The following is a 26,055-nucleotide window of genomic DNA, read 5'->3' as shown; positions in this document are numbered from 1 at the left end:
GTTTTTCTTCAAGCCTGCGGCAAACCGCTATCAGGAAGCGCGACGCACCTGATCACGCAAGGCCTTGACCTGATCGTGATTGCGCTGGGTGCCATCAAGCTGCTTGCGCACAAGGGCAACCACGTTGGTAGGCAAGGATTTCTCCTGAGCCTTTTGCAGGGCCTTCTTGTAGGCGTCCAGAGCATGGTCCTCGCCACGCTCCACTTCATTGAGAATGGCTTCGTCGCTCTTGCCGGTCAGCGCTGACTTGAGGTCAACCCAGACGCGGTGCAGAGAGCCAGCAGCGCTGGAACTGGTTTCCGGCTTGCCACCCAGCGCCCGGACTTCAGCCTGCAACTCGCTGACAGCGACACCGCACTCGGTAGCACGGGTCTGGAAAAAGTTCTTGAGCAAAGGGTTTTTCAGATCCTCAGCGCTGGTTTCAAAGCCCTTTTGACCGTCTTTGCTGGTTTCGATCAAATCGTTGAGCAGGTCAATGGATTCTTTATTGACGTCGGTCATTTCAATATCCTTACTAGGCAGTGTGGAAAAGTAATGTTGCTGACCTTAGTGATTGCAGAGCCCATGCCAGCTTCTTTTATTATTTTTTATAGATATTTTTCAATGACTTAGAAAAAACAGCCAATACATCACCCGCTCTTTCTGCATGAACTGTCGTTTTGCCTGCATGCAGAATGCAGGCAGGTTCTCATTTGCATTACGTTACTGATGGCTTACACATGAACCCGGAAAAACTAAAACTGCTGGTCACCCGTGAAATGCCGTTCGGCAAATACAAGGGCCGGCTGATTGCCGACCTGCCAGGCCATTACCTGAACTGGTTCGCTCGTGAAGGTTTCCCACAGGGCGAGCTGGGTGGGCTGCTGGCCCTGATGCAGGAAATCGACCATAACGGCCTGAGCGCGCTGCTGGACCCGCTGCGGACAAGGCCTCGCCAGTCTCTTCGCGACTGAAGTCTCCTACCCGGACGCTGCAGGAGCGAATTCATTCGCGAATGGGCTCCGATAACGCAGGCAAAAAAAAGCGGCGCCCCGGACCAGGGGGCACCGCAAAACCATACAAACCAACAACAACTTCTTTAAAGGCCTCGCGCCTGATGCCCGAGGCCAAGTGTTCAGTCAAACAACGCAAGCGCCTCTGCCGTGGCTTCCTGAATGCGACCCCAGTCGCCATTCTTGACCCACGCGTTATCGATCATCCAGGTCCCGCCCACGCACATCACGTTAGGCTGTGCGATGTAGCTTTTGAGGTTCTCGGCATTCACGCCGCCAGTCGGGCAGAAACGCACTTCGTTGAACGGGCCGCCCAAGGCCTTGATCGCCGCCACGCCGCCGCTGATTTCAGCCGGGAACAGTTTGAAACGGCGATAGCCCAAGGCATAACCGATCATGATTTCCGAGGCACTGCTGATACCGGGCAGCATCGGCAGCGGGCTATCGACCGCCGCTTGCAGCAGGTCGTGAGTGCTGCCGGGCGTCACGATGAATTGCGAGCCAGCCGCTTCGGCATCGGCCAGCATCTTGCGATCCAGCACGGTGCCCGCGCCCACGCACAATTCGGGGCGCTGCTCGCGCAGGATACGGATCGCACTCAGGCCAAACGCTGAACGCAAGGTGATTTCCAGGGCTGTCAGGCCACCGGCCGCCAGGGCATCGGCCAGCGGCAGGACATCCTCGTCGCGGGCAATGGTAATGACCGGCAGGATTCTGGCCTTGGCGCAGAGTTCGTCGATCTGGGCAATCTTGTTCGCCATGCTGTTTCGCGGCTGATTATTTTCGTTCGTTGTCATGGCGACGGTTCCTTTGCTTATGGGCACCAGTAAATCTCAAGTGTTGAGTTGAGGAAGGCACGGACCGGCAGTTGAGCAATGTCATCGCCCGCCAGCGCCGTGCGCAAAGTGTCGAGCTTGGCCTGGCCGGACACGGAAAGAATCGGGTGACGCGCCGAAGCCAGCAGGCGGCGAGTCAGGGTCAGGCGCTGATGCGGCACGCTGGGGGCCAGCATCGGCAGGCAGCGGCGCTCGTCATTCAGGTCCAGTGCCTGGGCAAGGTTCGGGCTGCCGGGGAACAGGGACGCGGTGTGCCCGTCGTCGCCCATCCCGAGGATCAGCACATCGATGGCTGGCAACTGCGCCAGAATCTCATCGGCTGCCAGAGCCGCTTCTTCCAGGCTCGCGGCCGGCGTGTACAGGCCAATGAACTTCGCCTCGGCCACCGGGCCTTGCAGCAAGTGGCGCTGCAACAGGCCAGCATTGCTGTCGGCATGCTCGACAGGAACCCAGCGCTCGTCAGCCAGGCTGATGACCACTTTGGACCAGTCAACAGGCTGCTCAGCCAGGCTCTGGAAAAACGCCACCGGGCTGCGTCCACCGGACACCACCAGGGTCGCCACGCCATTGGCGGCGATAGCCGCTTTCAGGCGCTCGGCCACATTGCCTGCCAGCGCACTGGCCAACTGTTGCGGGCTATCGAATTCGCGTGCCACCAGCCCTGCTGGCAGCTCAAGATCACATATCGCCATACCACGACCTCCCGTCACGAGTAATCAGGGCAATGGAGCTCATAGGTCCCCAGGAACCGGCGGCATAAGGCTTGGGCGCATCGCCTGCCTTCTTCCAGCCAGCGATCAACTGATCGCACCATTGCCACGCATACTCGATCTCATCTTTGCGAACAAACAGGTTCTGATTGCCGCGCATCACTTCCAGCAACAACCGCTCATAGGCATCCGGGACCCGGGCGCTGCGGTAGGTGTCGGAAAAATTCAATTGCAACGGGCCGCTGCGCAACTGCATGCCTTTATCCAGCCCCTGATCCTTGGTCATCACTTGCAGGGAAATGCCCTCATCGGGCTGCAGGCGGATAATCAGGCGGTTGCTGATCTGCAAGCGCTGTTCAGGCGCAAAGATGTAGTGCGGCGGCTCTTTGAAGTGGATCACGATCTGCGACAGCTTCTGCGGCATGCGCTTGCCGGTACGCAGGTAGAACGGCGTACCCGACCAGCGCCAGTTGCGGATGTCGGCGCGCAGGGCCACAAAGGTTTCGGTGTCGCTCTGGGTATTGGAGTTTTCTTCCTCCAGATAGCCGGGCACCGATTTGCCTTCGCTGTAACCGGCGGTGTATTGCCCACGCACCACCTGGGTCGCCAGACGCTCGGGCGTGAAGGGTGCCAGCGCCTTGAGCACCTTGACCTTCTCGTCGCGGATGCTGTCGGCCGACAGGTCGCTGGGCGGGTCCATGGCAATCAGGCAGAGCAGTTGCAGCAAGTGGTTCTGAATCATGTCGCGCAGCTGGCCGGCCTGATCGAAATAGCCCCAGCGGCCTTCGATGCCGACCTTCTCGGCCACGGTGATTTCAACGTGGGAGATGTGATTCTGGTTCCACTGAGTCTCGAACAGGCTATTGGCGAAACGCAGGGCAATGAGGTTTTGCACCGTGTCCTTGCCCAGATAGTGGTCGATCCGGTAGACGCGGTTTTCCGGGAAGAACTGCGCGACGGCATCATTGACCCGTCGCGAGGACGCCAGATCATGACCGATGGGCTTTTCCAGCACGGCACGGGTACGATCGGCCAGACCGACCGAGGCCAGGTTCTCGCAGATGGCGCCGTAGACCGATGCAGGTGTCGCGAAGTAGGCAATAAGCGTTTCAGCATTACCGACACGCTCGGCCAGCGCGACATAATCCTCGCCTTTGAGGAAGTCCACGTGCAGATAGCTCAGGCGCGACTTGAAACGCTCAACGTTATCCGTCTCCAGTTCAGCCTCGGGAATGAAGCGGCGCATGGATTTTTCGATGTACGCCAGATGCGACTGCTCGGTGCCAGGTTCACGCGCCAGGGCAAGAATCCGGGTGTCTTCATGCAGTAATCCGGCGCGGTCGAGTTGGTAAAGAGCCGGGAACAGCTTGCGCACTGCCAGGTCACCCAAGGCGCCAAACAAGGCAAAAGTGCACGGTTCAACCGTAATCGAGGGCATAATGTTGGTTCTTTTATCAAGTTAGGCTACAAATACCTTTTTTAAAGGCGTTACTCAAGGCCGAATGTAGTAATAACCACAACATTTTGTCTAAAACCATATTCCAGTGGTGATCAACACAGGCCACCAGTACGATAGGCCACCTTTGCTACAGGCTAAAGAGCTAATACAAAACCGTTGGTTAATCAGCCGCGACAAGGACTTTTAATGGACCGCGCAAGAAATCTCCTGGAGCAGATCCAGGGTCGGCTCGAAGAGCTGAACAAGGCTGAACGCAAGGTCGCCGAGGTGATCCTGCTCAACCCGCAGATGGCTACGCGGCTCAGCATCGCGGCCCTCGCCCAGGCGGCAAAGGTCAGCGAGCCGACGGTCAACCGCTTTTGCCGCTCGTTCAACGTCAGCGGTTATCCCGAGCTGAAACTGCAACTGGCGCAAAGCCTGGCCAGCGGTGCGGCCTATGTCAGCCGCGCCGTGGAAGCCGACGACAACCCCGAGGCCTACACTCAGAAGATTTTTGGTAGCGCCATCGCGTCACTGGACAGCGCCTGCCAGCAACTGGACCCGAACCTGATCAGCAAGTCGGTGGACATGCTGATCCAGGCCCGCCAGATCCATTTCTTCGGCCTGGGCGCCTCGGCCCCCGTGGCGCTGGACGCACAGCACAAGTTCTTCCGCTTCAACCTGGCGGTCACCGCCCATGCCGACGTGCTGATGCAGCGCATGATCGCCTCGGTGGCGCATACCGGTGAGTTATTCGTGATCATTTCCTACACCGGTCGCACCCGTGAACTGGTGGAAGTGGCACGCATTGCGCGGGCCAATGGCGCCTCGGTACTGGGCCTCACCGCTGCCGGCTCTCCCCTGGCCAAGGCCAGCACCGTCAGCCTGAATATCCCGCTGCCAGAAGACACCGATATCTACATGCCGATGACGTCGCGGATCATCCAGCTCACCGTCCTCGACGTGCTGGCCACCGGCATGACCCTGCGCCGTGGCGTGGACTTCCAGCCACACCTGCGCAAGATCAAGGAAAGCCTGAATGACAGCCGGTATCCGGCAGAGGATCAGGGCTAAGCCCAATCCTGCCTCTATGTGGGAGGGAGCTTGCTCGCGACAGGGCCGGTGAGTTCAGAAAAAACTTTTGGGGCGCACTTCAAATTGCCGTCGCGGCCAAGGCTCCTCCCACATCCGGTGGCACAGGCCCATCAAGCCAGACAGGCCTGCAACCTGATCTGCGCCTGCTCTCCCGGCTCCAGGCTTCCGTGTTCGCTCTCACATGAAGTCGCTTCAACACGGACGAATCCGCTGGCTTCGCTGCCACAGACGCCCAATAACGGCCTGCTGCCAGGATGCCAGACCACCGTGCTCGGGCTGTCGCTGGTGTCGATGTGCAAACGCCGCTTCCAGGCCCGGTCCTGAAGCTGCAAGGCTCCGGCATGCTCGAAGACACGCTGGCAACCGCCGACAACCCGCAAGTCGCCTTCCTGCTGGCAAGCCTGCCGACTCAGCTTGTCATACCCTTGAACGCCATCGAGCCCCTCCAGCGCCACGCCCGACACATCGCTGATGCGCCAGTAGGCATGTAGCCCATGACTGAAATGACAAGGTTCGCTGTCCTCATGCCGGGTACTCAAACGCAGCTCCATGCCCTGCCCCAGCTCGGCATGCAGATCGACCTGCCAGTCCCAGAGCTGCAATTGCCAGTGCAGGGTCACGCCCACTTCGCTTTCAGCGCTGTCGATCAGCTTCCAGTTGAGCAGACGCGCCCAGCCATGGGCAGGCCAGCCGCTTTCACTGGGATGACGGCCATACCAGGGCCAGCAGACCGGCACGCCACCACGAATGGCGCCGACCTGCGGCCATTGCGCAGCACACCAGAGCCAGGGTTTCTGACCCCGAGGCTGGAAATGCAATAACTGCCCGCCCTGGCGGCTGAACACGGCCTGGCACTGGGGATGATCGATCACCAGCACATCGCGTAGCTGATAGCGCTCCCACTCGAAAGTCGGGCGGGTACGTCGGGATGTGAAAAAGCGTTGCAAGGGGTGCTCAAGCATCTGCGCGTTCGTGAGGGACATCGCCAATCGCACCTCTGAAAATAAAATAATTCATGACCATAAAAAAACGGGCAGCCAGGCTGCCCGCAAAGCACACACGACCTTGATCGGTTTATGAAATCAGAACTTCGACTGAATTTTCAGACCCGCAACAATGGCATCGTCGACCTGGCTCACGCCGCCAGGATGCTTGATGTATTGCAGGTTGGGACGCACGGTCAGCCAGTTGGTGACGTGGAAGCCGTAGTAGATTTCCGAGTTGTACTCGGTGTCCTGTACCGGCAGGTAGCCCGGGTTGTCGTAGTCGTTGATGCCACTAAGCTGGTTGGCCAGACGAACACGGTCCTGCACATCGTCGTTGACGTGGATACGGGCGATACCGATACCGATGTCATCCTTTGGACGCGAATCGAACGGACCTTTGTAGGTCAGGCCGATCTGCTGGTAGTTATCGACGAAGTTGGTTTCCTTGTCATGCACGGTAGCGTTGGCAAAGATGCTCAGACCACGGGAGGCATCGCCATTGTGCGACGTCAACTGCTGCTGGGCCACGATCCACCAGCCATGTTTGCTGTCATGAGATTTGAACGCGCCACCGGAGATCGGCTGAGCCTGACCGTCGGCACCTTCATAGACGTCGTCGGCATTAGGCGTGCTCTTGTAGAAACCGACACGGTATTCGCCAGGCAGCGAGTTGACGGTCGGAGTCCAGACCAGTTCAACCGGCAGGATCATGCCCTTGGTGCCGCTACCGCTGAGCTTGAAGCCGTTGCCGGTTTCGAGGTTAGACGGGTTCTGTTCGTACACACCGACCTGGGCATAGACCTCAGGCGTGATGTTGTACTTGATGCGCAAGGCCCACTGGCTGATTGGCCAGTTGTACCAGGTGTTGACGTAGTTACCCACCTGCGAGCCGCAGAACGACAGGTTCTGGAAGTCGCACGGGAAGGAGTTGAAGTCTTCGCCCGGCCCGAAACGGCCAGCCTTGACGTCCAGCACGCCATCGAAATACTTCTGCTTGACCCACAACTGGGTCAGACGCCAGGTCTGACCACGACCCCAGACTTCCTGCGAGGAACTGAGCGTGCCGGCACGAGGATCACCGATCCGGTCATTGGAAATGTTGCGACCACTACGTTCGGTAATCGCCAGCTTGAACTCGGCATCCTTCAGGCCAAAGGCCTTCTCCAGATCGACTTTCAAGCCAAAAGCGAACTGGTCACTGTAACGGCCCGTGGTGTCGTCGTTATAGCCACCCTTGAGGTTGCTGGCCATCTCGGAGACGTACTCCAGAGAAAAGTCGTAACCCTTGTCGAGCAACTCGGTGCGCGTACCGCCCCAGTCACCTGTCATCCACGGTGAGTTGGCATCGAACGCATCGGCAGCATGAGCGCCGCCCGCCAGACTCATCGCACCCACAACCGAAAGCTTGCGTACCAACTGGAACCGGGAAAGCGATTTAGCCTTTATCTTCTTCATCCCATCAATCCTCGTTTTATTGTTATTAGCTTTGGTGCACGTTTTACTTACTGCTTCGTGTTCACTGGCGGGTCATGCGGTATGGCAGCACTTGACCAGCCAGCTGTGCTCGGTACGTCTAACGAATCATCTGCGTGACATTGCCCACGCGCTCAGCCGTTTGCTGCTTTCCCAAAACACCCAGACGCTCGCCGCTCTGGGCATCGAAAAGCAGGACCCTGGACGGGTCGAATTGCAGGGTCAGGCTTTCGCTCACCTGAGGCGCGACATCCGGCGCCAGACGACAGCAGACTTTACTCTGATTCAGGGTGACAAAAACCAGTGTGTCCGGCCCGGTCGGCTCGGTGACCTGCACTTCAGCACGAATGGTCGGCAACCCGTTGGGCTCGCCAGACGCCAGGGTGATCTGCTCCGGACGAATGCCCAGAATCACTTCGCGGTCCTCCAGCCCTGCATCGCTCAGCCCCAATGGCAGCTCGCATCGGGCCTGACCGCTGTCGAGTACCGCCAGCAGGCGGCCTTCCTTGCGTTGCAGACGCAACGGAATGAAGTTCATGGGCGGCGAACCGATGAAACTGGCGACGAACAGGTTGGCCGGATCGTTGTAGATCTGCTTGGGCGTACCGAACTGCTGAACGATCCCGTCCTTCATGACGGCCACCTTGTCGCCCAGGGTCATCGCCTCGATCTGGTCGTGGGTGACGTAGACGGTGGTGGTTTTCAGGCGCTGGTGCATCAGTTTCATTTCGGTGCGCATCTCGACCCGCAGCTTGGCGTCGAGGTTGGACAGCGGTTCGTCGAACAGGTAGATCTTCGGACGCCGCGCCAGGGCACGCCCCATGGCGACCCGCTGCTGCTGACCACCGGACAACTGGCCCGGCTTGCGATTGAGCAGGTGTTCGATCTGCAACAGCTTGGCAACCCGACTCACTTCTTCGTCGATGGCAGCCTGCGGCATCTTGCGGATTTTCAGGCCGAATTCGATGTTCTCCCGCACGTTCATGGTCGGATACAGCGCGTAGGACTGGAACACCATCGCGATATCACGATCCTTCGGGCTGGTGCCGCTGACGTCTTCGCCATCGATCAGGATCGCGCCGCCACTGATGCTCTCAAGGCCAGCAATGCAGTTCATCAGCGTCGACTTGCCGCAACCGGACGGGCCGACCAGGATCAGGAACTCGCCATCATTGATTTTCAGCTCAATGTTCTTGAGCGTGTCCGGCAGGTTGGCGCCGTAGGTCTTGTTTACGTTACGTAGTTCGAGAGTCGCCATGATTACCCCTTGACCGCGCCGGCCGTGAGCCCACGCAGGAAATACTTGCCAGCCAGCACATAGACCAGCAGTGTCGGCAGCCCGGCGATCATCGCCGCCGCCATATCAACGTTGTATTCCTTGGCCCCGGTGCTGGTGTTGACCAGGTTGTTCAGCGCCACGGTGACGGGCTGGGATTCGCCACTGGAAAACACCACGCCAAACAGGAAGTCATTCCAGATCTGGGTGAACTGCCAGATCAGGCAGACCATGATGATGGGCGTGGACATCGGCAGGATGATCCGCCAGAAAATCGTGAAGAAACCCGCACCGTCAAGACGTGCCGCTCTGACCAGCGCATCCGGGATACTGACGTAGTAGTTGCGAAAGAACAGTGTGGTGAATGCCAGCCCGTAGACCACATGCACGAACACCAGGCCGGTGGTGGTACTGGCCAGCCCCATCTTGCCGAGGGTAAAGGACGCTGGCAGCAGCACGGTCTGGAACGGCAGGAAGCAACCGAAGAGCAACAGGCCGAAGAACAGCTGCGAACCGCGAAAGCGCCACATCGACAGCACATAGCCGTTCAGCGCACCGATGGCTGTGGAGATGATCACTGCCGGGATGGTGATCTTGATCGAGTTCCAGAAATAGCCATCGACGATATCCCAGGCCTTGATCCAGCCGATAGCCGTGACCACGCTTGGCCAGCTCAGCAGGTTACCGCTGCCGATATCTTCAGGTGCCTTGAAGCTGGTCAGGAGCATGACCACCAACGGCACCAGATACAGAAGACAGGCCAGCAGCAGCACGGCATGAATCAGAATCCGGCTGAAGCTGATGGAAGGTTTGCCAACATGACTACTCATGGCGTTTTGTCCTCAGCTCGGAATACAGGTACGGCACCAGAATCGCCAGGATCGCGCCGAGCATCAGAATCGCACTGGCCGAGCCCATGCCCATCTGGCCACGACTGAAGGTGAAGGAATACATGAACATCGCTGGCAGGTCCGACGAGTAACCGGGACCGCCGGCCGTCATTGCCGCCACCAGGTCGAAGCTCTTGATGGCGATGTGCGCCAGAATCATCACGGCACTGAAGAACACCGGACGCAGGCTGGGCAATATCACGCGCCAGTAGATGAGCGGCAAGCTCGCGCCATCCATCTGTGCAGCGCGAATGATCGATTGGTCGACACCACGCAGGCCCGCCAGAAACAGCGCCATGACAAACCCGGAAGACTGCCAGACCGCCGCGATGACCAGGCAGTACACAACCCGGTCGGGATCGACCAGCCAGTCCAGGCGAAAGCCTTCCCAGCCCCAGTCGCGCAGCATCTTGTCCAGACCAAGGCCCGGGTTGAGCAGCCATTTCCAGGCCGTACCGGTGACGATCATCGACAGCGCCATCGGGTAGAGATAAATGGTGCGAATCGCACCTTCACGGCGAATGCGCTGATCCAGCAGCACCGCCAGCACCACGCCGACCACCAGACTGATGGCGATGAACATACCGCCGAACATGAGCAGGTTCTTGCTCGCCACCCACCAGCGGTCGTTGTCCATAAGGCGCATGTATTGCGCCAGCCCGACCCATTTGTAGGTCGGCAGGAAAGTCGAGTTGGTAAAGGAGAGGACGAAGGTCCACAGGATGTAACCGTAAAAACCAACCAGCACGACGAACATGCTGGGTGCCAGTACCAACTTGGGCAACCAGCGTTGCAGCGCATCCAGAGGCGAGGCTTTGCTGAACACAGCGACAGAGCTCATCGGGAGTATCCAATCCGGAATATCGAATCCAGGCCGCAGGCGTGTGTGAAACCGGGGTACGGGTTCATCAGCACGAACTGCGGCTGGGGTTCAGGTAACGATAATTACTGGGCTGACATGATTGCCGCGCCCAGTTTCCTGGCTGCTGCGGCAGGGTCGGCATCTTTATCGTTGATGTAGTTGGTCACGACATCGAAGAATGCGCCTTGTACCGCCAGCGTAGTCGCCATGTTGTGAGCCATGCTTGGCTGCAGACCGCCGGTTTTCGAGTCAGCCAGGAAATCTTTTGCAGCAGCCTGGGCGCAGGAATCGAAACCGTGCTTCTCCATATTGGCCAGCATGTCGTTACGAACCGGAATGGAGCCTTTGTTGATGCTGAAGACCTGCTGGAAGTTTTCACCCAGCGCGACCTTGGCCAGGTCCTGTTGCGCAGCGGTGGTGCCCTTGTCTTTCTGCTTGAACACGGCCAGCGAATCGATGTTGTAGGTGAACGCCTTTTCAGTGCCCGGGAAGGCTACGCACTCGTAATCCTTGCCTGCGACTTTCTTGGCGGCAGTCCACTCGCTCTTGGCCCAGTCGCCCATGATCTGCATGCCAGCCTTGCCGCTGATGACACTGGCTGCCGCGATATTCCAGTCACGACCGGCGCGGTTGGCGTCCATGTAGGTGGCGACTTTCTTGAGTTCGGCGAAGGACTTGGCCATTTCCGGACCGGTCAGGGCTTTCTGGTCAAGATCGACGAGGGCCTTCTTGTAGCCTTCTGCGCCCATGACCGAGAGGACTACAGCCTCGAATACGGTGCTGTCCTGCCATGGCTGACCGCCATGGGCCAGTGCAATGAAACCGGCGGCCTTGAGCTTGTCGCCAGCGGCATAGAATTCTTCGAGGGTGGTCGGGGGCTTGTCGATACCGGCTTTCTTGAAGACTTCCGGGTTGATCCACAGCCAGTTGACGCGGTGGATGTTCACCGGCACGGCAACGTATTCGTTCTCGAATTTCACGGTGTCGGAGACTTTCTTGTCCAGAAGAGAATCCCACTTCTCTTCCTTGGCAACATCCTTCAACGCATCGGTATCGAGCAGGCCGGTGGAACCCCATTCCTGAATGTCCGGGCCTTTGATCTGTGCTACGCCAGGCGGGTTACCCGCTACTGCGCGGCTCTTGAGCACGGTCATTGCCGTCGCACCGCCACCGCCGGCAATCGCGCCGTCCTTCCAGGTAAAACCGTCTTTTTCAACCTGCGCTTTCAAAACATCGACAGCGGCCTTTTCGCCACCGGACGTCCACCAGTGCACGACTTCGATAGTGCCTTTGGAATCAGCAGCAGTAACGCTCAGAGGGAACAACGAGGCGAGGGAAATGACAACAGCGAGACGTGAGATTGAATTCATCGATTTGACCTTTCTTGTTGTTATGCATGAGCAAGTCTGTGCTTGCGCTCAAAGCAGTTTAACCAAGGGTTTTTCAAGCACGGTAACGAAGGGACGCGCAAAAGTCACAGGATGGTTACATTCACCACCCGTCCTCTGGACAGCAACACCCAACCTCAAGGCAGGTTAGTTCATTTTTCCAGAACCGGTCATCCAACGAAAATTCAATCACAACGACATCATTGACTTCATACCATCACTCGGATTACGTGAAACCCTCTACTTCATAGTGCAAATGAATATAACTTGAAACGATTGCCGCACACTTGATTACCTAGAATTAAAAGGCAGGACGCCTTTCATCACGCCCCCTTACTTCAACTCTTATTAAAAGAGCATAAACGGACGTGCATTTTCATTCACAAGGAATAACACAATGAACAACACTCCTGTTTCGCCCAAGTCCGGTGAAATTGATCCGGGCTTTCAACCCGTCGTCGTTCCCAACCCGGTTGAAGGCCAAAGACTTTTTTCTGTCGACACCTTGCTCAGGCTGGCCGATGGCTCTTTCATTGCTGGCTGCCAGGATGAGAACTATCGACAACTTCCCTGCCTGGTCAGAATAAAACCTGATAACAGCCTTGATACAACCTTCGGCCAGAATGGCTACGCCTTCGTTAATGTACGTAGCGCCCCTCTGGCCGAGAACGACGGTTATCTGCTGAATGTGGATCTATTGCCAGACGGCCGGTATCTGGCCAGGCTGGATACCACAATAACGATCAAGGGCCAGCGGGTCAGTAGCCTGGTACTGGCCTGTTTTACAGCGGATGGCCAGAAAGACCCGGCCTTTGGCAACAACGGGCTGCGCCTGTATCCACTCCCCGGCAACCCGGGACAATGGCCGTCGCCATTGCGCAAGCTTGCCAGCCGTATTCCCCAGCCTCAATCCCTGCGATTCCCCGATGAACAATACGGTGACCTCAAGGTATTGAGCGATGGAAAACTGCTCGTCCTCACCACGGTAAGAGACATGGTTGAATATGTTCATCGCACTTATGTCCTGAGACTCACCCCGGACGGAGAACCGGACCCGACCTTCAATACCGATGGCCTGATGGAGCCTGAAAGTTATGTGTGGTTCAAGCCTTATCGTTTAATCGTGCAAGACAATGGAATGTTTGTCATCGGCGGCGAACATCCAGGTGTTCCCTTTATTGCCAGATTTCATGAAAACGGGGCTCTCGATACCACATTCGCCTCAGATGGATATTTTACAGACTTTGGCAATTACGCTTATTCAAGCTGGAATTCGCTTATACAGGACGCTGATGGCAATATTGTCTGCGCAGGAAACAGAGGCAGTGTAAACATCGTTCGCGGCAGAGGCGTTCTGGCCATTTGCAAGTTAGACATGAATGGTCAACGTATTCCAGAGTTCAATCAGGGAGAAACCGTACTGATCGAATCAAGAGAACCCGACAATGTCGTACCGGTAAACTTCACGGCTATTGTCGACCGCTCCGGGCGGATTGTAGTGGCTGGCAGACACATAAACGCGATACCGAAACTGACAGGCTTCATGGCCCGTCTGCTCGAAAACGGGCAGCCAGACACCAGCCTGGGAGCAGACGGCGTGTGTTACTACGAAGAAATCGAGGGGTTGAACTATCTGAGCGAAGATCCGGACACCGGGGCCTATTATTCCAGTGTTATAACGGGTTTTTCACCCAATGCCATATATCGATTCATCAGTTGAAACAGACACAGACCACACATAGAAACGAATTCATTCGCGAATAAATTCGCTTGTACCGAGGCGGTGTCCAGGCACCGCCGATGATGATCTGCCTCAATCCACTGACCGAGGCAAAAACAGTGTCACCCGCAATCCGCCCTCGCGCAGATTCTGCAGGCTCACTTCGCCTCCATGGCTGTGGGCGATATTGCGAGCGATGCCCAGGCCAAGACCGTAGCCCTGTTGCTGGCTGCCAGCCAGACGAAAATGCGGCTCGAACACATGTTCCAGTCGCTTTTCCGGCACCCCCGGCCCTTCGTCATCCACGTGCAGGACGAAAGCCAGGTCGTTGTCTTCGACCTTCAAATGCGCGCGATGCCCGTACTTGATGGCGTTATCGATCAGGTTGCCGATGCAACGCTTGAGCGCCAGCGGCTTGCCGGGATAAGCCGCTTCGGCAACCCCCTTCTGCGTGACACGCCCGTCACGCAGATAGGGCTCGATCAGGCATTCAAGCAAGTGATTGAGGTCCACCTGCTCGATGTTCTCGTGAATGTCGGTGTCCTTCACGCATTGCAACGCGCCTTTGACCAGCAGCTCAAGCTCATCGAGATCGCGGCTGAACTTGGTCTGCATCATTTCGTCTTCCAGCAACTCGACACGCAACCGCAAGCGGGTGATGGGCGTGCGCAAGTCATGAGAAATGGCGCTGAACAACTGGCCGCGCTCCGTCAGATAACGACTGATCCGGTTGCGCATGGCATTGAAGGCGCGGCTGACCTCAACCACTTCACTGCCACCGCCCTCGACCACCGGCTCGACATCGGCGCCCAGGGACATGTCACGCGCCGCACGCGCCAGACGCTTGAGGGGCCGGCTTTGCCAATGCACCAGCAGGCCGATGAAGAACAGCAGAAAAACACTGGTCAGGGCAATGAACCAGACCTGCTGCAAAGGAAGCTCCTGCTCTTCCAGAGAGGTATAGGGCTCAGGCAGCAGTGACGCGATATACAGCCATTCGCCGGGAGCCAGTTCAATCTGGGTCACCAGAACAGGAGGGTTCAGCGGCTCAAGGGTCAGCGCGTAATGCGCCCAGGAGCGTGGCAACTCATCGAGCTTCAGGCCGCTGTTGAAAATCCGCAGGTCATCCGGGCGCACGAACCACACGGCAATGTCGGGATCATTGCCCAGGTGTTGGCGCAATACTTCATCGACAACCTGCAACACCGCCTGCTTGCGAGGCGTGGGCGGCAATATCTGCATGTCCAGCGGACGGTCATTGAGCGATACGACAAAGCGCGTACCGCCCATGCTGCGCAATTGATCCAGCACCAGCGGACGGTAGGCCAGAGGCAACGAGCGAAAGTAGCTGACACTGGCCGCCATGGAATACGCCAGGCTGCGCGCACTGGTCACCAGCCCGACCATTTGCGTGGCCCGCAACTGGGAAAGCCAGATGACGCTGGACAAGGCCTGAGCCATCAAGACCGCCAGCAGCGTCAGCAACAGCATCCGCCCCAACAGTGAACGCGGCAGCCTTGGGCGGCGCAACTTCAAGAGGGTCGTTTCAGTAGCCATTGCTGGCGTGCACGCTAACGTTCGTCGCCAGAAGGTAACCACTGCCGCGTATCGTGCGTATCAGGCGCGGCGCCTTGCCAGTGTCGCGCAAACGCTGGCGCAGACGACTGACGGCCATGTCGACAATGCGCTCCAGCGGCATCAGTTCACGCCCGCGAGTGGCGTTGCCGATGGTGTCGCGATCCAGGATCTGCTGCGGGTTATCGAGAAACAGCTTGAGCAGCGCAAAGTCCGCCCCCGAAAGAATCACTTCCTCGCCATCGTTGTGAAACAGCCGGTGGCTGACCATGTCCAGACGCCACTCATCGAACACCATCACGTCATTGCCGCTGCGTTCCTGACCAAACTGGGCACGACGCAACAAGGCCTTGATCCGGGCCTGCAATTCACGGGGGCTGAAAGGTTTACCCAGATAATCGTCAGCCCCGAGTTCCAGGCCGATGACACGGTCGGCCTCATCGGAACTGGCGGTAAGCATGATGATCGGCACATGGGGCTGGCGCGGATGCTGGCGCACCCAGCGGCACAGGCTGAAGCCGTCTTCATCGGGCAGCATGACGTCGAGGATCAGCAGGTCGCTGGGAGCCTCGTTGAACGCCTGTCGAAAATCCGCGCCGTCCCCAACAGTACGCACCTGAAAACCGGCACGGCTGAGGTAGGTATCCAGCAACTCGCGGATCTCCTGGTCATCATCGACCAACAGAATCGATTTACTGACTGAGCTCAAATTGAATCGTCCTTGTTAGCAGTGACGTTGTTGTTATTGGGTTGCCATCCATGACACGCAGCGTGTGAAAAACGAATCAGAGATCCTTTCCAAATGCCTGTTGCAATGCTACGCCTGCCCCCATCAAACCGGGGTATTCGGCAGTGACCAGCCAGACCGGCAGGCCCTTGAAGTAATCGCTCATCACGCCCTTTTCAGCGAGTGCGCGCTTGAAACCGCTGTTGCTGAAGAAGTCGACGAAACGTGGCACCACGCCGCCAACGATATAGACCCCACCCAGGCCACCCAGAGTGAGCACGTTGTTGCCCACCACCCGGCCCAGAAATACACAGAACTGATCCAGAACCCCTGCCGCCACCGGGTCACCCGCCACAGCCGCCGAGGTAATGGCAGCCGGCGACTTGAGCACTGGCTCGATATCGTCCAGCGCACAACTGACCTGATACAACTGCAACAGGCCCGCGCCACTCAATACCGTCTCGGCACTGACATGCTCGTGCTCGGCCATCAGACGTGTCCACAGCAAGGCTTCACGGGCGGTGCCGATCGGCAGATCCACATGACCACCCTCGCCGGGCAAGGCCGTCCAGCGGTCTTCGCCGACGCTGATCAAGGTTCCGACCCCAAGCCCGGTCCCCGGCCCGATCACCACACGCGGGCGATCCGGCTTGCCGAGACCGTGGCAGATGGTCAGGTATTCGTCATCACGCAGGCGGGTCATGCCCAGCGCCATGGCCGTGAAGTCGTTGATCAGCAGCAGCTCATCGACTTTCAGGTTTTCGCAGAACTTCGACCGGCTCAATTGCCAGTGGCTGTTGGTGAAATAGAACTCATCGCCATCCACCGGCCCGGCCACGGCCAGACAGACGAAGCCGACATCGCCACGTTGCAACTCAAGATCCTGCAAGTAGATCTCGATGGCTTGTTCCGGCCCGGCGTAATCGATGGTCGGGAATACCCGAATCGAATGCAGTTTGTCGTCTTCCCAAATGGCAAAACGTGCATTGGTGCCGCCAATATCACCGACCAGAGCCAATTTCACTTGAGCGTCTCCAGATTTGAAGTAAAGGCGCTGGCGCCCTGCTCCGCCGAGCTGAAGGCCATGCGCATGAAACCGAACAGTTCCCGGCCACAGCCGACACCGTTGTCGAGCTGACCGACTGCCGGTTGTCTGGCTCCCAATTCTGACGCTTCGACCAGAACTTGCAACGTGCCTTTTACGCCATCGACGCGAATCACGTCACCATCTCGCACAAGAGCCAAAGGGCCACCATCAAAGGCTTCCGGGCAGACATGAATCGCCGCCGGAATCTTGCCCGAGGCTCCGGACATGCGCCCGTCAGTCACCAGGGCAACCTTGAAGCCACGATCCTGAAGCACGCCCAGGAATGGCGTCATCTTGTGCAGTTCAGGCATGCCGTTGGAGCGCGGCCCCTGGAAGCGCATCACCGCCACGAAATCACGCTCCAGCTCACCGGCCTTGAACGCATCGGCCAGATCCTGCTGATCCTGGAAAACCCTGGCCGGTGCTTCGACGATCTGATGCTCGGGCGCCACGGCGGAGACTTTCATCACGCCACGCCCCAGGTTGCCCTCCATGACCCGCAGGCCGCCTTCCGGCGAGAACGGACGCGCCACCGGGCGCAGAATGTTTTCGTCCAGGCTTTGCAGTGGACCTTCGCGCCAGACCAGCTTGCCATCTTCCAGGAAAGGTTCCTTGGTGTAGCGGCTCAAGCCATGACCGGCCACGGTATTGACGTCTTCGTGAAGCAGACCGGCAGCCAGCAGTTCACGGATCAGGAACGACATGCCGCCCGCTGCCTGGAAGTGGTTGATGTCGGCCTTGCCGTTTGGATAGACGTGGCTCAGGGTCGGCACGACTTCCGAGAGGTCGGCCATGTCCTGCCAGGTCAACTGGATGCCTGCGGCCTGAGCAATCGCTGGCATGTGCAAGGTGTGGTTGGTCGAACCGCCCGTGGCGTGCAGGGCGACGATGGAGTTGACCAGCACTCGCTCATCGACGATTTCACCAATTGGCATGAAGTCGCCGCTTTGCTTGGTCAGGCGAGTGACCTGCTGCGCCGCCTCGGCTGTCAGCGCCTCACGCAACGGCGTGCCCGGATTGACGAACGAAGCGCCCGGCAGGTGCAAGCCCATGACTTCCATCAACAACTGGTTGGTATTGGCTGTGCCGTAGAACGTGCAGGTGCCCGGACCGTGGTAGGACTTCATCTCCGAATCCAGCAACTCTTCGCGGGTCGCCTTGCCTTCGGCGTAGCGCTGGCGCACATCGGCCTTTTCCTTGTTGGAAATACCGGAAACCATCGGCCCGCCGGGCACGAAGATGGTTGGCAAGTGACCGAAACGCAGCGAGCCCATCATCAGGCCCGGCACGATCTTGTCGCAGATGCCCAGCATCAATGCGGCATCGAACATGTTGTGGGACAGCGCCACCGCCGTGGACATGGCGATCACTTCACGGCTGGCGATGGCCAGTTCCATGCCCGGCTCGCCCTGGGTCACGCCATCGCACATGGCCGGCACGCCGCCCGCGAACTGGCCGACCGAACCAATGTCACGTAAAGCCTTTTTGATCTGGGCAGGAAAGACTTCGTACGGCTGATGCGCCGAAAGCATGTCGTTATATGAAGAAATAATTGCCACGTTGGCGGCGTTCATCAGGCGCAGGTTCTGCTTGTCCTCGGGTGCGCATCCGGCAACGCCGTGGGCGAAGTTGGCGCATTGCAGTTGGCCACGCATCGGGCCGTCGCTCGCTGCGCCGCGAATCAGTTGCAGGTAGCGCTGACGGGTTTCGCGACTACGAGCGATAAGACGCTCGGTTACCTCAAGAATGCGGGGATGCATGTGATGAACTCCAGGCTAACGTCTATGGTCACCCGTAAAGACCATGCCAGTTATCGGGACCCGGCGCCAAGGCGCAAAAGCCTGATCTCGATCAACTGAACCAGCCTTTCAGGCTTGTAGTTGTAGATAAAACAAAATATTGCCACTAAAAAGGCTTGTTTTCTATTTTTATGAGAATAATCTTGTAATTCCAACAACAATTCTTGAAGGACGACTGTATGACTATTCGCATTGCAATCAACGGTTTTGGCCGCATCGGCCGTAACGTCCTACGCGCACTGTATACCCAAGGCTACCGACAAGACCTGCAGGTCGTCGCCATCAACGATCTGGGCAACAGCGAGATGAATGCTCATCTGCTGCGTTTCGACACCGTTCACGGCCCTTTCAGCGGCACCGTCGAGTGCGACAGCGAAAGCCTGACAGTCAATGGTGACCGTATCGCTGTCAGCGCCATACGCAACCCTGCCGAGTTGCCATGGAAAGCCCAGAACATCGATGTCGTCTTTGAATGCACCGGTCTGTTCACCGACCGTGAAAAAGCCGCCGCGCATATCACCGCCGGGGCAAAGAAGGTCATTATTTCAGCTCCGGCCAAAGGCGCGGACGCTACCATCGTCTATGGCGTCAACCACGACACCCTGCGCCAGTCGCACCAGATCATCTCCAGCGCCTCCTGCACCACCAACTGCCTGGCACCTGTCGCGCAGGTACTGCATCGCGAACTGGGCATCGAAAGCGGTCTGATGACCACCATCCATGCCTACACCAATGACCAGAACCTGATCGATGTGTATCACACCGATCCGTACCGCGCCCGTTCGGCCACTCATTCGATGATCCCGAGCAAGACCGGCGCCGCCGAAGCCGTGGGCCTGGTATTGCCGGAACTGGCGGGCAAACTGACCGGCATGGCCGTCCGGGTGCCGGTGATCAACGTTTCGCTGGTGGACCTGACCGTCAACATCAAGCGCGAAACCACCGCAGACGAAGTCAACGCGCTGCTCAAGGAAGCCAGCCAGCACTCCAGGATTCTGGGCTACAACACCCTGCCGCTGGTTTCCCACGACTTCAACCACAACCCGCTGTCGTCGATCTTCGACGCCAACCACACCAAAGTCAGCGGCAAGCTGCTCAAGGTGCTGGCCTGGTATGACAACGAGTGGGCGTTCTCCAACCGCATGCTCGACAACTGCCTGGCGCTGCATAACGCACAGTGACAGCGAAGTATTAAGAAAAATACAGAAAGCCGACTTGACCGAATATGTGGATGATAAGCATTATCATCCACTGATTTTTCCGGTCAGGTACTTCTGTGTCGCAGGCGCACTTCAATGACGTATTTGTCGCTCAACGCGAAGTGTTGTTGCGAACCTTGCAAGGCATGGTGGGCAACCACAGCACCGCTGAAGACCTGCTGCAGGAAACCTGGTTGCGCGTCACCCGCGCCCTGACCGAACGCCCGATAGATCACCTGGAACCCTTCGTCTACCAGACCGCCCGCAACCTGGCGCTGGATCATTTGCGCTCGCGCCGCATCCATGGCCGGACCCTGGTCGAAGATGCGCCCGCCGAGCAGATCGAAAGTGTGGTCGCACAGCTCAGCACACCGGAAGAGGCCACCCACGCCAAACGCCTGCTTGAAAGCCTCAGCACCACTGTGGGTAAACTCAGCACGCGCCAACAGAACATATTCACCCTGAGTCGCCTCAACGGATGCAGTTATCTGGAGATCGCCGAGCAACTGGACATCTCTGCAAGCACCGTACAAAAAGAACTGAAACTGATCATGGCGATCTGTGTGGGAGTGCTGGCGAGACTCGACCAGGCTTGACCAGACCTGGACACTGTCGCAGGCTGCCACTCCCATTGCACGCACATCGATCAAACCGAGTTTGCCGAGGAACACCGTGACCCCAGGAACAGAACGCCCGCAGTCGCTTGCGCAGGATGTACTGAGCGACAGCGCAATGGATCAAGCCCTGACCTGGCTGATCGAACTGGAAGGCGCAGATCCTCAGCAGCAGGCACACTTCGAGGCCTGGCTGCAGGCCGACCCTGCCCATGCGCAAGCTTTCACCAAGGCCCGGGCGATATGGGACTCGCAAACCGTTCAGCACGCGGCAGCGGCCTTGCAACAACCGCACAAGCCTTCGCGCTGGCAACGCATCCGACCGCACTGGAAACCCTTGGCCACAGCGGCTGTTCTGCTGTTGGGGCTGTTCAACTTCAGCAACCTGCCCTTGCGCATCCAGGCCGACCACCTGACGGTAGTCGGCGAACGCCAGCGCCTGCAACTGAGCGACGGCTCGAAAGTCCTGCTCAATACCAACTCGGCCTTTTCCAGCCACCTTGATGACAAGCAACGGGTGGCACGCCTGTATCAAGGGGAAGCCTATTTCAATGTAGCCCTCGATCCGAACGTGCCGATGGAGATCGAAGCCGGCCCGATCCGCATGAGCGCCAACAGCACCGAGTTTTCGGTGCGTTACCTTGATGGCGAAGCGCGGGTTCAGGTTCAGCGTGGCGCGGTAGACGTCAGCGCCATACGCGGCGACTCCAGAGTCAGCCTTGGCGCGGGCGACAGCGTTCGCGTAGGTCCATCGGGTTTTGGCCATCGGGAAAGGCTCGATCCGGCCAGGGACCTGGCCTGGGTCCAGGGTCGACTGATCTTCGATAACAGCCCGCTCAGCGAAGTTCTGGCCGAGCTGCGTCGCTATTATCCCGGCTGGATCATCAACACCAACCCCGCACTGGATCGCGTCACCGTCACAGGCAACTACAAGCTGGATAACCCCTTGAACGTGATACGTTCACTGGCGCAGATCACTTCGGCCAATGTGCAGGAAATACCTGCGCTAGTGCTCATCAACTGATCGGTAAAACTTTTTTTACGCACTCCCCGTCCCTCGTTCGTCTAGTCATAGCCAATGCAACTGATTCGCATTAAGAATCGACAGCACAACACTATAACCAGCAGTTCGTCAGGGAGCGCCACCGTATGTCATCCTCGTTCACTCACTCACGCAAGCGATTCACACTTTCGCTGCTGACCGTGGCGATTTTCAGCGCCGGCATGCAAGCGATGCCCGCCGTCGCAGCAACAGAAAGCGCTCCACAGGCACGCGCTGCCGGCACTTACACGTTCTCGATCGCCAGACAACCGCTGGTATCGGCACTCAATGAATTCAGCCGTGTCACCGGCTGGCAGGTGGGCGTGTCGTCGGACCTGGCGCAAAACGTTGTCTCCCCTGGCGCCAATGGCAACCTGCAACCCGCCCAGGCCCTGGAGCGCCTGCTGTCGGGCAGCCAGTTGAGCTATCGCAACCTGGGCGACAACAACGTCGTACTGGAAAAGCGCGTCTCTGGCGTCATCGCCCTTGAGCAGACCACCGTCAGTGCCACGCGCCAGGAACAGGATATCTCCTCGGTTCCCAATACCGTCAGCGTACACACACGCGCAGAACTGGACCGTCGCAACGTCAATGACATCCGCGATCTGGTACGCAACGAGCCGGGCGTTTCGGTCGGTGGTGCCGGTCAGCGCGGCGGCACCACTGGCTACAACATCCGTGGTATCGACAACAACCGGATCCTGACCCAGGTGGACGGCGTCGAAATCCCGGACAGCTTCTTCACCGGTCCTTTCGCCCAGACCCGCCGCAATTACGTCGACCCGGAAATCGTCAAGCGCGTCGAGATACTGCGCGGCCCGGCTTCGGCGCTTTACGGCAGCAGCGCCATCGGTGGCGTAGTCAGTTACTACACCCTGGACCCGAGCGACATCATCAAGCCCGGAAAAGACGTCGGCGCCCGCCTGAAAACCGGTTACAGCTCGGCCGATGAAAGCTGGCTGACCTCAGGCACCGTTGCTGGCCGCCATGGCGATTTCGACGCCTTGCTGCATTTGAGCCAGCGCGAAGGCCATGAAACCGAATCCTACGGCAGCACCAGCGGCACCGGCCTGACCCGTACCGAGGCCAACCCTGAAGACCAGCGCGCAACCAATGTGCTGGCCAAACTGGGCTGGAACTACGCCGAAGACTCGCGTCTGGCGCTGACCTACGAAAAGTACAAGGATGATCGCGACACCAATCAGCTCAGCGCCGTCGGCGGGCCGTTCGGCAACGGCGTCGGGGTTGGCATGTATCGGGGCCGTACCACCAATGACACCGTCACTCGCGAACGCTTCGGCATCGAACACACCTTTGCTCTCGATAGCCTGCTGGTCGACAACGTCAAGTGGAGCCTGAATTACCAGAATGCCAAGACCGAGCAAAGCACCCGCGAACGCTACTTCCCGTTCGTCCGTGACTTGTACCGTAATCGCGATACGACCTATCAGGAAAAACAGTGGATATTCGATGCCCAGTTCGACAAGGCGTTTTCGATTGCCAGCACCGACCATGAGCTGACCTACGGCACCACTGTAAAACGGCAGAAAGTCACAGGCCTGCGTACCGGCAGTGCAACCTGTGCGCGGGTGTTCGGCGCCTGTACCGTGGCCGGTGCCATCAGTCCTGTAGCCAGTGATAACCCTGTGCCAGCCAGCGACTTCCCCGACCCGACCATCACCAGCTATGCGCTGTTCGCTCAAGACCAGATCAGCTGGAACAAATGGACCTTCATTCCTGGCGTGCGCTACAGCTACACCCGCCTGAGCCCGAAAATGACCGAAGAGTTCCTCAACTCCGAAGGCCTGAACGATCCGAGTGGCGGCAATAACAAGGACAAGACCTGGGATCGCGTATCGCCCAAGTTCGGCGTGACCTACGCCCTGAGCAACGAATACACCTGGTATGGCCAGTACGCCGAAGGTTTCCGGACTCCGTCGGCCAAGGCCTTGTATGGCAGCTTTGAAAACACCACAACCGGTTATCTGGTCGAACCCAACCCGAACCTGGAGCCCGAAAAGAGCAAAAGCTATGAAACCGGTCTGCGTGGCCGCTTCGAGTCGGGCTCGTTCGACGTTGCCGTGTTCTATAACAAGTACCGCGACTTCATCAACGAAGACGGTCTGGCTGCCGGCTATGACGAACTTACCTTCCAGTCCTACAACATCAAGCACGCCACCATCAAAGGTGCGGAGATCAAGGGTCGTCTGAACCTGGACAGCTTCGGCGCACCGCAAGGTCTCTACACTCAGGGCTCGATTGCCTACGCGCAAGGCCGCAACAACGACACCGGCGAACCACTCAACAGCGTCAACCCTCTGACCGGCGTTTTCGGCCTGGGTTATGAGCAGGACAGCTACGGCGGCCTGCTGAGCTGGACGCTGGTCAAACGCAAGACACGTGTGGATGACAGTGAATTCCATGAGCCGGACGGTTCTTCATCACAGTTCCGCACACCGGGCTTCGGCATTCTGGACCTGACCGGCTACTACAAGGTCACCGACGACGTCACCGTCAATGCGGGCCTCTACAACCTGGCCGACAAAAAGTACTGGCTGTGGGATGACGTGCGCGGATACGACGGCGTAGGCGAGGCAAGTGCTACTGCTCCGGCCAACATGGATCGCCTGACTCAGCCAGGACGCAACTTCAGCGTCAATCTGGTCTGGGACATCTGATTCCTGGCGCAACAAGCCCTGTGAAAAACACGCCATCGACAGTGATCGGCGGCGTGTTTTTTTACGCTCCGGGGGTTGGCCATTCGTCTATTCAACAACGCCCTCTTACTTTTGCAAGGAAGAACCTGATGACAACCGAGCAGACTCGTCCTGCCCTGCGTTCCCAGCGGCTCAACCAGATTACCCATGCGCCCCACGAACAGCTCGACAAGGCGGTCAAGGCCAATGCGCCTTTTGAAACCCTCGACAGCTACAAGCGTTTCGTCGTCGCCCAATATCTGTTTCAGGCCGAACTGCAAAGCCTCTACAACGATCCTGAACTGATCGAGATCATCGCCGACCTGCCCGCCCGTTGCCGCGCCGAGCAAGCCAAGGCCGATCTCGCAGACCTGAACACCGACATTCCTCGATCCATCGCCGGTGCCGTGCAGAATCCGAGCAAGGCCAAGGCCCTGGGCTGGCTGTTCGTCTCCGAAGGCTCAAAACTGGGTGCGGCCTTTCTGATCAAGCGCGCTGCCGCCCTGAACCTCAGCGAAAGCTTTGGCGCACGGCATCTGGGCGAACCCGCCGGTGGCCGCGCCGAAGGCTGGAAAACCTTTATCAGAATCCTGGATGGCCTGGAGTTCAGCGCCGAAGAGGAAGCACAGGCCGATCAGGGCGCCATCGAGGCTTTCGAGCGTTTCACGGTTCTGCTGCAACACGCTTACGCCCATGCGCCTGAGATCGAACAGGTTCAAGCATGAAAAAGCGCCCGGTGCTGTTAAGCTGGCCGGGCTTTTTGAACCAGCCCGTAGTGACCATGACCTATAAACCGCCCGGCTCCAGACTTTCGCGCTTTCTGTTTGGCATCCTCGCTTATGTCAGCCTGGGTATAGGCATTGCCGCCATATTCATCCCCGGCCTGCCGACCACGGAATTCATTCTGCTGGCCGCCTGGGCCGCGACCCGCAGTTCGCCGCGCCTGAACGCCTGGCTGGAAAACCATCGCGTGTTCGGCCCGATCCTGCACAACTGGCGTAATGGCCGGTTGGTCGCACGCCGCGCCAAAATCAGCGCGACCATCAGCATGCTGGTCTGCGCCATCCTGATGCTGAGCCTGCTCACCCATGTCTGGTGGCTCTACCTCGCCATCGCGGGCATGGCGATGGGCAATATGTGGCTCTGGTCCAGGCCCGAGCCTGCCCGTGATCTGAATCAGTAACCAAAAAGAACAGCCCGGCTATCCTGTCAGGTGTTTGTTCATGGTGCTGAACCCCGGAACACATGCCGGGGTCTACCCGTACACTTTCAATTTCTGACGGAGCGACCTCAATGTTTGAGCCAGGTCATCTGCACATCACCCACGCGGCCCTGCAACGCTCAGGGTTCAGCTACGACATTCATGTCCATTACGAAGTGCGCGAAGATCCCGAGGAAGGAACCTGCATGCACTTCACCATGCAAGGCGAGATCAACGGCAAGGCCTTCTCTGAAGAGTTTCAGTTACCAAGGGATCTGGCCTTCAATTTCGCCCATGACGCAGGGCGCATCGGCATGAAACACGGCCTGCCCAACCTCGCCGCAATGCCCATCGACTTGCACAAGGACTACGACAGGATGTTCAAGGACGTGCGCGAAAAGCTGAATGCCAAACCGGGTGAGCCTGTGAAGCCTGAGCATCTGGAATAA

General features: G+C 58.3%; 24 protein-coding genes. 10 read left to right on the top strand and 14 right to left on the bottom strand.

All coding sequences use genetic code 11. The annotated features are described in order from the left end of the window. Nucleotides 1-30: 30 nt before the first annotated feature. A complete protein-coding gene (locus Q6A51_RS18750; RefSeq protein ID WP_304575452.1) occupies nt 31-501 on the bottom strand; it encodes a ferritin-like domain-containing protein in 471 nt (156 codons plus the stop codon). Between the two features lie 218 nt (nt 502-719). Between Q6A51_RS18750 and Q6A51_RS18745 the strand changes: the two genes are divergently transcribed. After that, entirely contained in the window at nt 720-953 is a 234-nt protein-coding gene (locus Q6A51_RS18745; protein WP_025258777.1) for a DUF3820 family protein, read from the top strand. Nucleotides 954-1,114: 161 nt separating this feature from the next. On the opposite strand, the gene Q6A51_RS18740 is transcribed toward Q6A51_RS18745, so the two are convergent. Genes Q6A51_RS18740 through zwf form a run of 3 tightly spaced genes read right to left on the bottom strand, consistent with a single transcriptional unit; the run spans nt 1,115 to nt 3,976 of the window. After that, a complete protein-coding gene (locus Q6A51_RS18740) occupies nt 1,115-1,789 on the bottom strand; it encodes a bifunctional 4-hydroxy-2-oxoglutarate aldolase/2-dehydro-3-deoxy-phosphogluconate aldolase (RefSeq protein ID WP_117164408.1) in 675 nt (224 codons plus the stop codon). A 17-nt stretch (nt 1,790-1,806) separates the two neighbouring features. Next, nucleotides 1,807-2,520, bottom strand: coding sequence for a 6-phosphogluconolactonase (gene pgl, locus Q6A51_RS18735; protein ID WP_201018034.1), 714 nt, complete (start codon nt 2,518-2,520; stop codon nt 1,807-1,809). Next, nucleotides 2,507-3,976 (bottom strand): glucose-6-phosphate dehydrogenase, encoded by a 1,470-nt coding sequence (zwf, locus tag Q6A51_RS18730; RefSeq protein WP_201005968.1) that lies wholly within the window; start codon nt 3,974-3,976, stop codon nt 2,507-2,509. Before zwf ends, pgl begins: the two co-directional genes overlap by 14 nt. Before the next feature lie 207 nt (nt 3,977-4,183). Here zwf and Q6A51_RS18725 point away from each other — a divergent pair, with 207 nt between their 5' ends. Next, nucleotides 4,184-5,050, top strand: a complete 867-nt coding sequence (locus Q6A51_RS18725) for a MurR/RpiR family transcriptional regulator (protein WP_201005971.1) — start codon at nt 4,184-4,186, stop codon at nt 5,048-5,050. A 131-nt stretch (nt 5,051-5,181) separates the two neighbouring features. Here Q6A51_RS18725 and Q6A51_RS18720 read toward each other — a convergent pair whose 3' ends face one another. From Q6A51_RS18720 to Q6A51_RS18695, 6 genes are all read right to left on the bottom strand, one after another. Next, a complete protein-coding gene (locus tag Q6A51_RS18720) occupies nt 5,182-6,033 on the bottom strand; it encodes a D-hexose-6-phosphate mutarotase (RefSeq protein WP_405046163.1) in 852 nt (283 codons plus the stop codon). 120 nt (nt 6,034-6,153) lie between these two features. Continuing rightward, complete coding sequence (locus Q6A51_RS18715; RefSeq protein WP_201018036.1) at nt 6,154-7,512, bottom strand: carbohydrate porin; 1,359 nt, start codon at nt 7,510-7,512, stop codon at nt 6,154-6,156. A gap of 118 nt (nt 7,513-7,630) precedes the next feature. Further along, the gene (locus Q6A51_RS18710) at nt 7,631-8,788 is read right to left on the bottom strand and encodes an ABC transporter ATP-binding protein (RefSeq protein WP_201005977.1); all 1,158 of its coding nucleotides are present in this window, start codon (nt 8,786-8,788) and stop codon (nt 7,631-7,633) included. Nucleotides 8,789-8,790: 2 nt separating this feature from the next. Continuing rightward, entirely contained in the window at nt 8,791-9,636 is an 846-nt protein-coding gene (locus Q6A51_RS18705) for a carbohydrate ABC transporter permease (RefSeq protein WP_201018037.1), read from the bottom strand. Further along, complete coding sequence (locus tag Q6A51_RS18700; protein ID WP_201005981.1) at nt 9,629-10,537, bottom strand: carbohydrate ABC transporter permease; 909 nt, start codon at nt 10,535-10,537, stop codon at nt 9,629-9,631. Before Q6A51_RS18700 ends, Q6A51_RS18705 begins: the two co-directional genes overlap by 8 nt. Nucleotides 10,538-10,641: 104 nt before the next feature. After that, complete coding sequence (locus Q6A51_RS18695) at nt 10,642-11,928, bottom strand: ABC transporter substrate-binding protein (RefSeq protein ID WP_304575450.1); 1,287 nt, start codon at nt 11,926-11,928, stop codon at nt 10,642-10,644. 415 nt (nt 11,929-12,343) lie between these two features. Between Q6A51_RS18695 and Q6A51_RS18690 the strand changes: the two genes are divergently transcribed. After that, complete coding sequence (locus Q6A51_RS18690; protein WP_304575449.1) at nt 12,344-13,666, top strand: hypothetical protein; 1,323 nt, start codon at nt 12,344-12,346, stop codon at nt 13,664-13,666. Between the two features lie 93 nt (nt 13,667-13,759). On the opposite strand, the gene Q6A51_RS18685 is transcribed toward Q6A51_RS18690, so the two are convergent. From Q6A51_RS18685 to edd, 4 genes are all read right to left on the bottom strand, one after another. Continuing rightward, the gene (locus Q6A51_RS18685) at nt 13,760-15,223 is read right to left on the bottom strand and encodes an ATP-binding protein (RefSeq protein WP_304575448.1); all 1,464 of its coding nucleotides are present in this window, start codon (nt 15,221-15,223) and stop codon (nt 13,760-13,762) included. Next, the gene (locus Q6A51_RS18680) at nt 15,213-15,950 is read right to left on the bottom strand and encodes a response regulator (RefSeq protein WP_201018040.1); all 738 of its coding nucleotides are present in this window, start codon (nt 15,948-15,950) and stop codon (nt 15,213-15,215) included. The genes Q6A51_RS18685 and Q6A51_RS18680 overlap by 11 nt, the downstream gene beginning before the upstream one ends. A 76-nt stretch (nt 15,951-16,026) precedes the next feature. Then, nucleotides 16,027-16,992: a glucokinase gene (locus tag Q6A51_RS18675; protein WP_201018041.1), complete on the bottom strand. Its 966-nt coding sequence runs from the start codon at nt 16,990-16,992 to the stop codon at nt 16,027-16,029. Beyond that, a complete protein-coding gene (gene edd, locus Q6A51_RS18670) occupies nt 16,989-18,815 on the bottom strand; it encodes a phosphogluconate dehydratase (protein ID WP_201018043.1) in 1,827 nt (608 codons plus the stop codon). The genes Q6A51_RS18675 and edd overlap by 4 nt, the downstream gene beginning before the upstream one ends. Before the next feature lie 218 nt (nt 18,816-19,033). On the opposite strand from edd, the gene gap reads away from it, so the two are divergent. The 7 genes from gap to Q6A51_RS18635 all read left to right on the top strand — a co-directional run bounded on the left by gap (nt 19,034) and on the right by Q6A51_RS18635 (nt 26,055). After that, the gene (gene gap, locus Q6A51_RS18665) at nt 19,034-20,035 is read left to right on the top strand and encodes a type I glyceraldehyde-3-phosphate dehydrogenase (RefSeq protein WP_201005990.1); all 1,002 of its coding nucleotides are present in this window, start codon (nt 19,034-19,036) and stop codon (nt 20,033-20,035) included. A gap of 95 nt (nt 20,036-20,130) precedes the next feature. Further along, nucleotides 20,131-20,649, top strand: coding sequence for an RNA polymerase sigma factor (locus Q6A51_RS18660; protein ID WP_201018044.1), 519 nt, complete (start codon nt 20,131-20,133; stop codon nt 20,647-20,649). 76 nt (nt 20,650-20,725) lie between these two features. Beyond that, nucleotides 20,726-21,691, top strand: a complete 966-nt coding sequence (locus Q6A51_RS18655) for a FecR family protein (protein ID WP_304575447.1) — start codon at nt 20,726-20,728, stop codon at nt 21,689-21,691. A gap of 125 nt (nt 21,692-21,816) precedes the next feature. After that, nucleotides 21,817-24,387: a TonB-dependent receptor gene (locus Q6A51_RS18650; RefSeq protein ID WP_201018048.1), complete on the top strand. Its 2,571-nt coding sequence runs from the start codon at nt 21,817-21,819 to the stop codon at nt 24,385-24,387. A 128-nt stretch (nt 24,388-24,515) separates the two neighbouring features. Beyond that, the gene (locus tag Q6A51_RS18645) at nt 24,516-25,130 is read left to right on the top strand and encodes a biliverdin-producing heme oxygenase (protein ID WP_201018049.1); all 615 of its coding nucleotides are present in this window, start codon (nt 24,516-24,518) and stop codon (nt 25,128-25,130) included. Continuing rightward, nucleotides 25,127-25,588, top strand: a complete 462-nt coding sequence (locus tag Q6A51_RS18640; RefSeq protein ID WP_201018050.1) for a YbaN family protein — start codon at nt 25,127-25,129, stop codon at nt 25,586-25,588. The genes Q6A51_RS18645 and Q6A51_RS18640 overlap by 4 nt, the downstream gene beginning before the upstream one ends. Before the next feature lie 110 nt (nt 25,589-25,698). After that, entirely contained in the window at nt 25,699-26,055 is a 357-nt protein-coding gene (locus Q6A51_RS18635; RefSeq protein WP_201006002.1) for a DUF5064 family protein, read from the top strand.

Source organism: Pseudomonas serbiensis, assembly GCF_030580745.1.
Taxonomy (GTDB): Bacteria; Pseudomonadota; Gammaproteobacteria; order Pseudomonadales; family Pseudomonadaceae; genus Aquipseudomonas; species Aquipseudomonas serbiensis.
The sequence above is the reverse complement of the archived record's forward strand: the minus strand, read 5'-3'. Positions and strand labels throughout refer to the sequence as shown.

What these genes read in the sequence shown, in the direction of transcription:
- Q6A51_RS18740 (WP_117164408.1), bottom strand. Translation starts at nt 1,789, where the DNA reads ATGACAACGAACGAAAATAATCAGCCGCGAAACAGCATGGCGAACAAG.
- zwf (WP_201005968.1), bottom strand. Translation starts at nt 3,976, where the DNA reads ATGCCCTCGATTACGGTTGAACCGTGCACTTTTGCCTTGTTTGGCGCC.
- Q6A51_RS18700 (WP_201005981.1), bottom strand. Translation starts at nt 10,537, where the DNA reads ATGAGCTCTGTCGCTGTGTTCAGCAAAGCCTCGCCTCTGGATGCGCTG.
- Q6A51_RS18635 (WP_201006002.1), top strand. Translation starts at nt 25,699, where the DNA reads ATGTTTGAGCCAGGTCATCTGCACATCACCCACGCGGCCCTGCAACGC.
- Q6A51_RS18650 (WP_201018048.1), top strand. Translation starts at nt 21,817, where the DNA reads ATGTCATCCTCGTTCACTCACTCACGCAAGCGATTCACACTTTCGCTG.
- gap (WP_201005990.1), top strand. Translation starts at nt 19,034, where the DNA reads ATGACTATTCGCATTGCAATCAACGGTTTTGGCCGCATCGGCCGTAAC.
- Q6A51_RS18640 (WP_201018050.1), top strand. Translation starts at nt 25,127, where the DNA reads ATGAAAAAGCGCCCGGTGCTGTTAAGCTGGCCGGGCTTTTTGAACCAG.
- Q6A51_RS18725 (WP_201005971.1), top strand. Translation starts at nt 4,184, where the DNA reads ATGGACCGCGCAAGAAATCTCCTGGAGCAGATCCAGGGTCGGCTCGAA.
- Q6A51_RS18720 (WP_405046163.1), bottom strand. Translation starts at nt 6,033, where the DNA reads ATGCTTGAGCACCCCTTGCAACGCTTTTTCACATCCCGACGTACCCGC.
- Q6A51_RS18705 (WP_201018037.1), bottom strand. Translation starts at nt 9,636, where the DNA reads ATGAGTAGTCATGTTGGCAAACCTTCCATCAGCTTCAGCCGGATTCTG.
- Q6A51_RS18750 (WP_304575452.1), bottom strand. Translation starts at nt 501, where the DNA reads ATGACCGACGTCAATAAAGAATCCATTGACCTGCTCAACGATTTGATC.
- Q6A51_RS18645 (WP_201018049.1), top strand. Translation starts at nt 24,516, where the DNA reads ATGACAACCGAGCAGACTCGTCCTGCCCTGCGTTCCCAGCGGCTCAAC.
- Q6A51_RS18710 (WP_201005977.1), bottom strand. Translation starts at nt 8,788, where the DNA reads ATGGCGACTCTCGAACTACGTAACGTAAACAAGACCTACGGCGCCAAC.
- Q6A51_RS18685 (WP_304575448.1), bottom strand. Translation starts at nt 15,223, where the DNA reads ATGGCTACTGAAACGACCCTCTTGAAGTTGCGCCGCCCAAGGCTGCCG.
- pgl (WP_201018034.1), bottom strand. Translation starts at nt 2,520, where the DNA reads ATGGCGATATGTGATCTTGAGCTGCCAGCAGGGCTGGTGGCACGCGAA.
- edd (WP_201018043.1), bottom strand. Translation starts at nt 18,815, where the DNA reads ATGCATCCCCGCATTCTTGAGGTAACCGAGCGTCTTATCGCTCGTAGT.
- Q6A51_RS18690 (WP_304575449.1), top strand. Translation starts at nt 12,344, where the DNA reads ATGAACAACACTCCTGTTTCGCCCAAGTCCGGTGAAATTGATCCGGGC.
- Q6A51_RS18745 (WP_025258777.1), top strand. Translation starts at nt 720, where the DNA reads ATGAACCCGGAAAAACTAAAACTGCTGGTCACCCGTGAAATGCCGTTC.
- Q6A51_RS18695 (WP_304575450.1), bottom strand. Translation starts at nt 11,928, where the DNA reads ATGAATTCAATCTCACGTCTCGCTGTTGTCATTTCCCTCGCCTCGTTG.
- Q6A51_RS18715 (WP_201018036.1), bottom strand. Translation starts at nt 7,512, where the DNA reads ATGAAGAAGATAAAGGCTAAATCGCTTTCCCGGTTCCAGTTGGTACGC.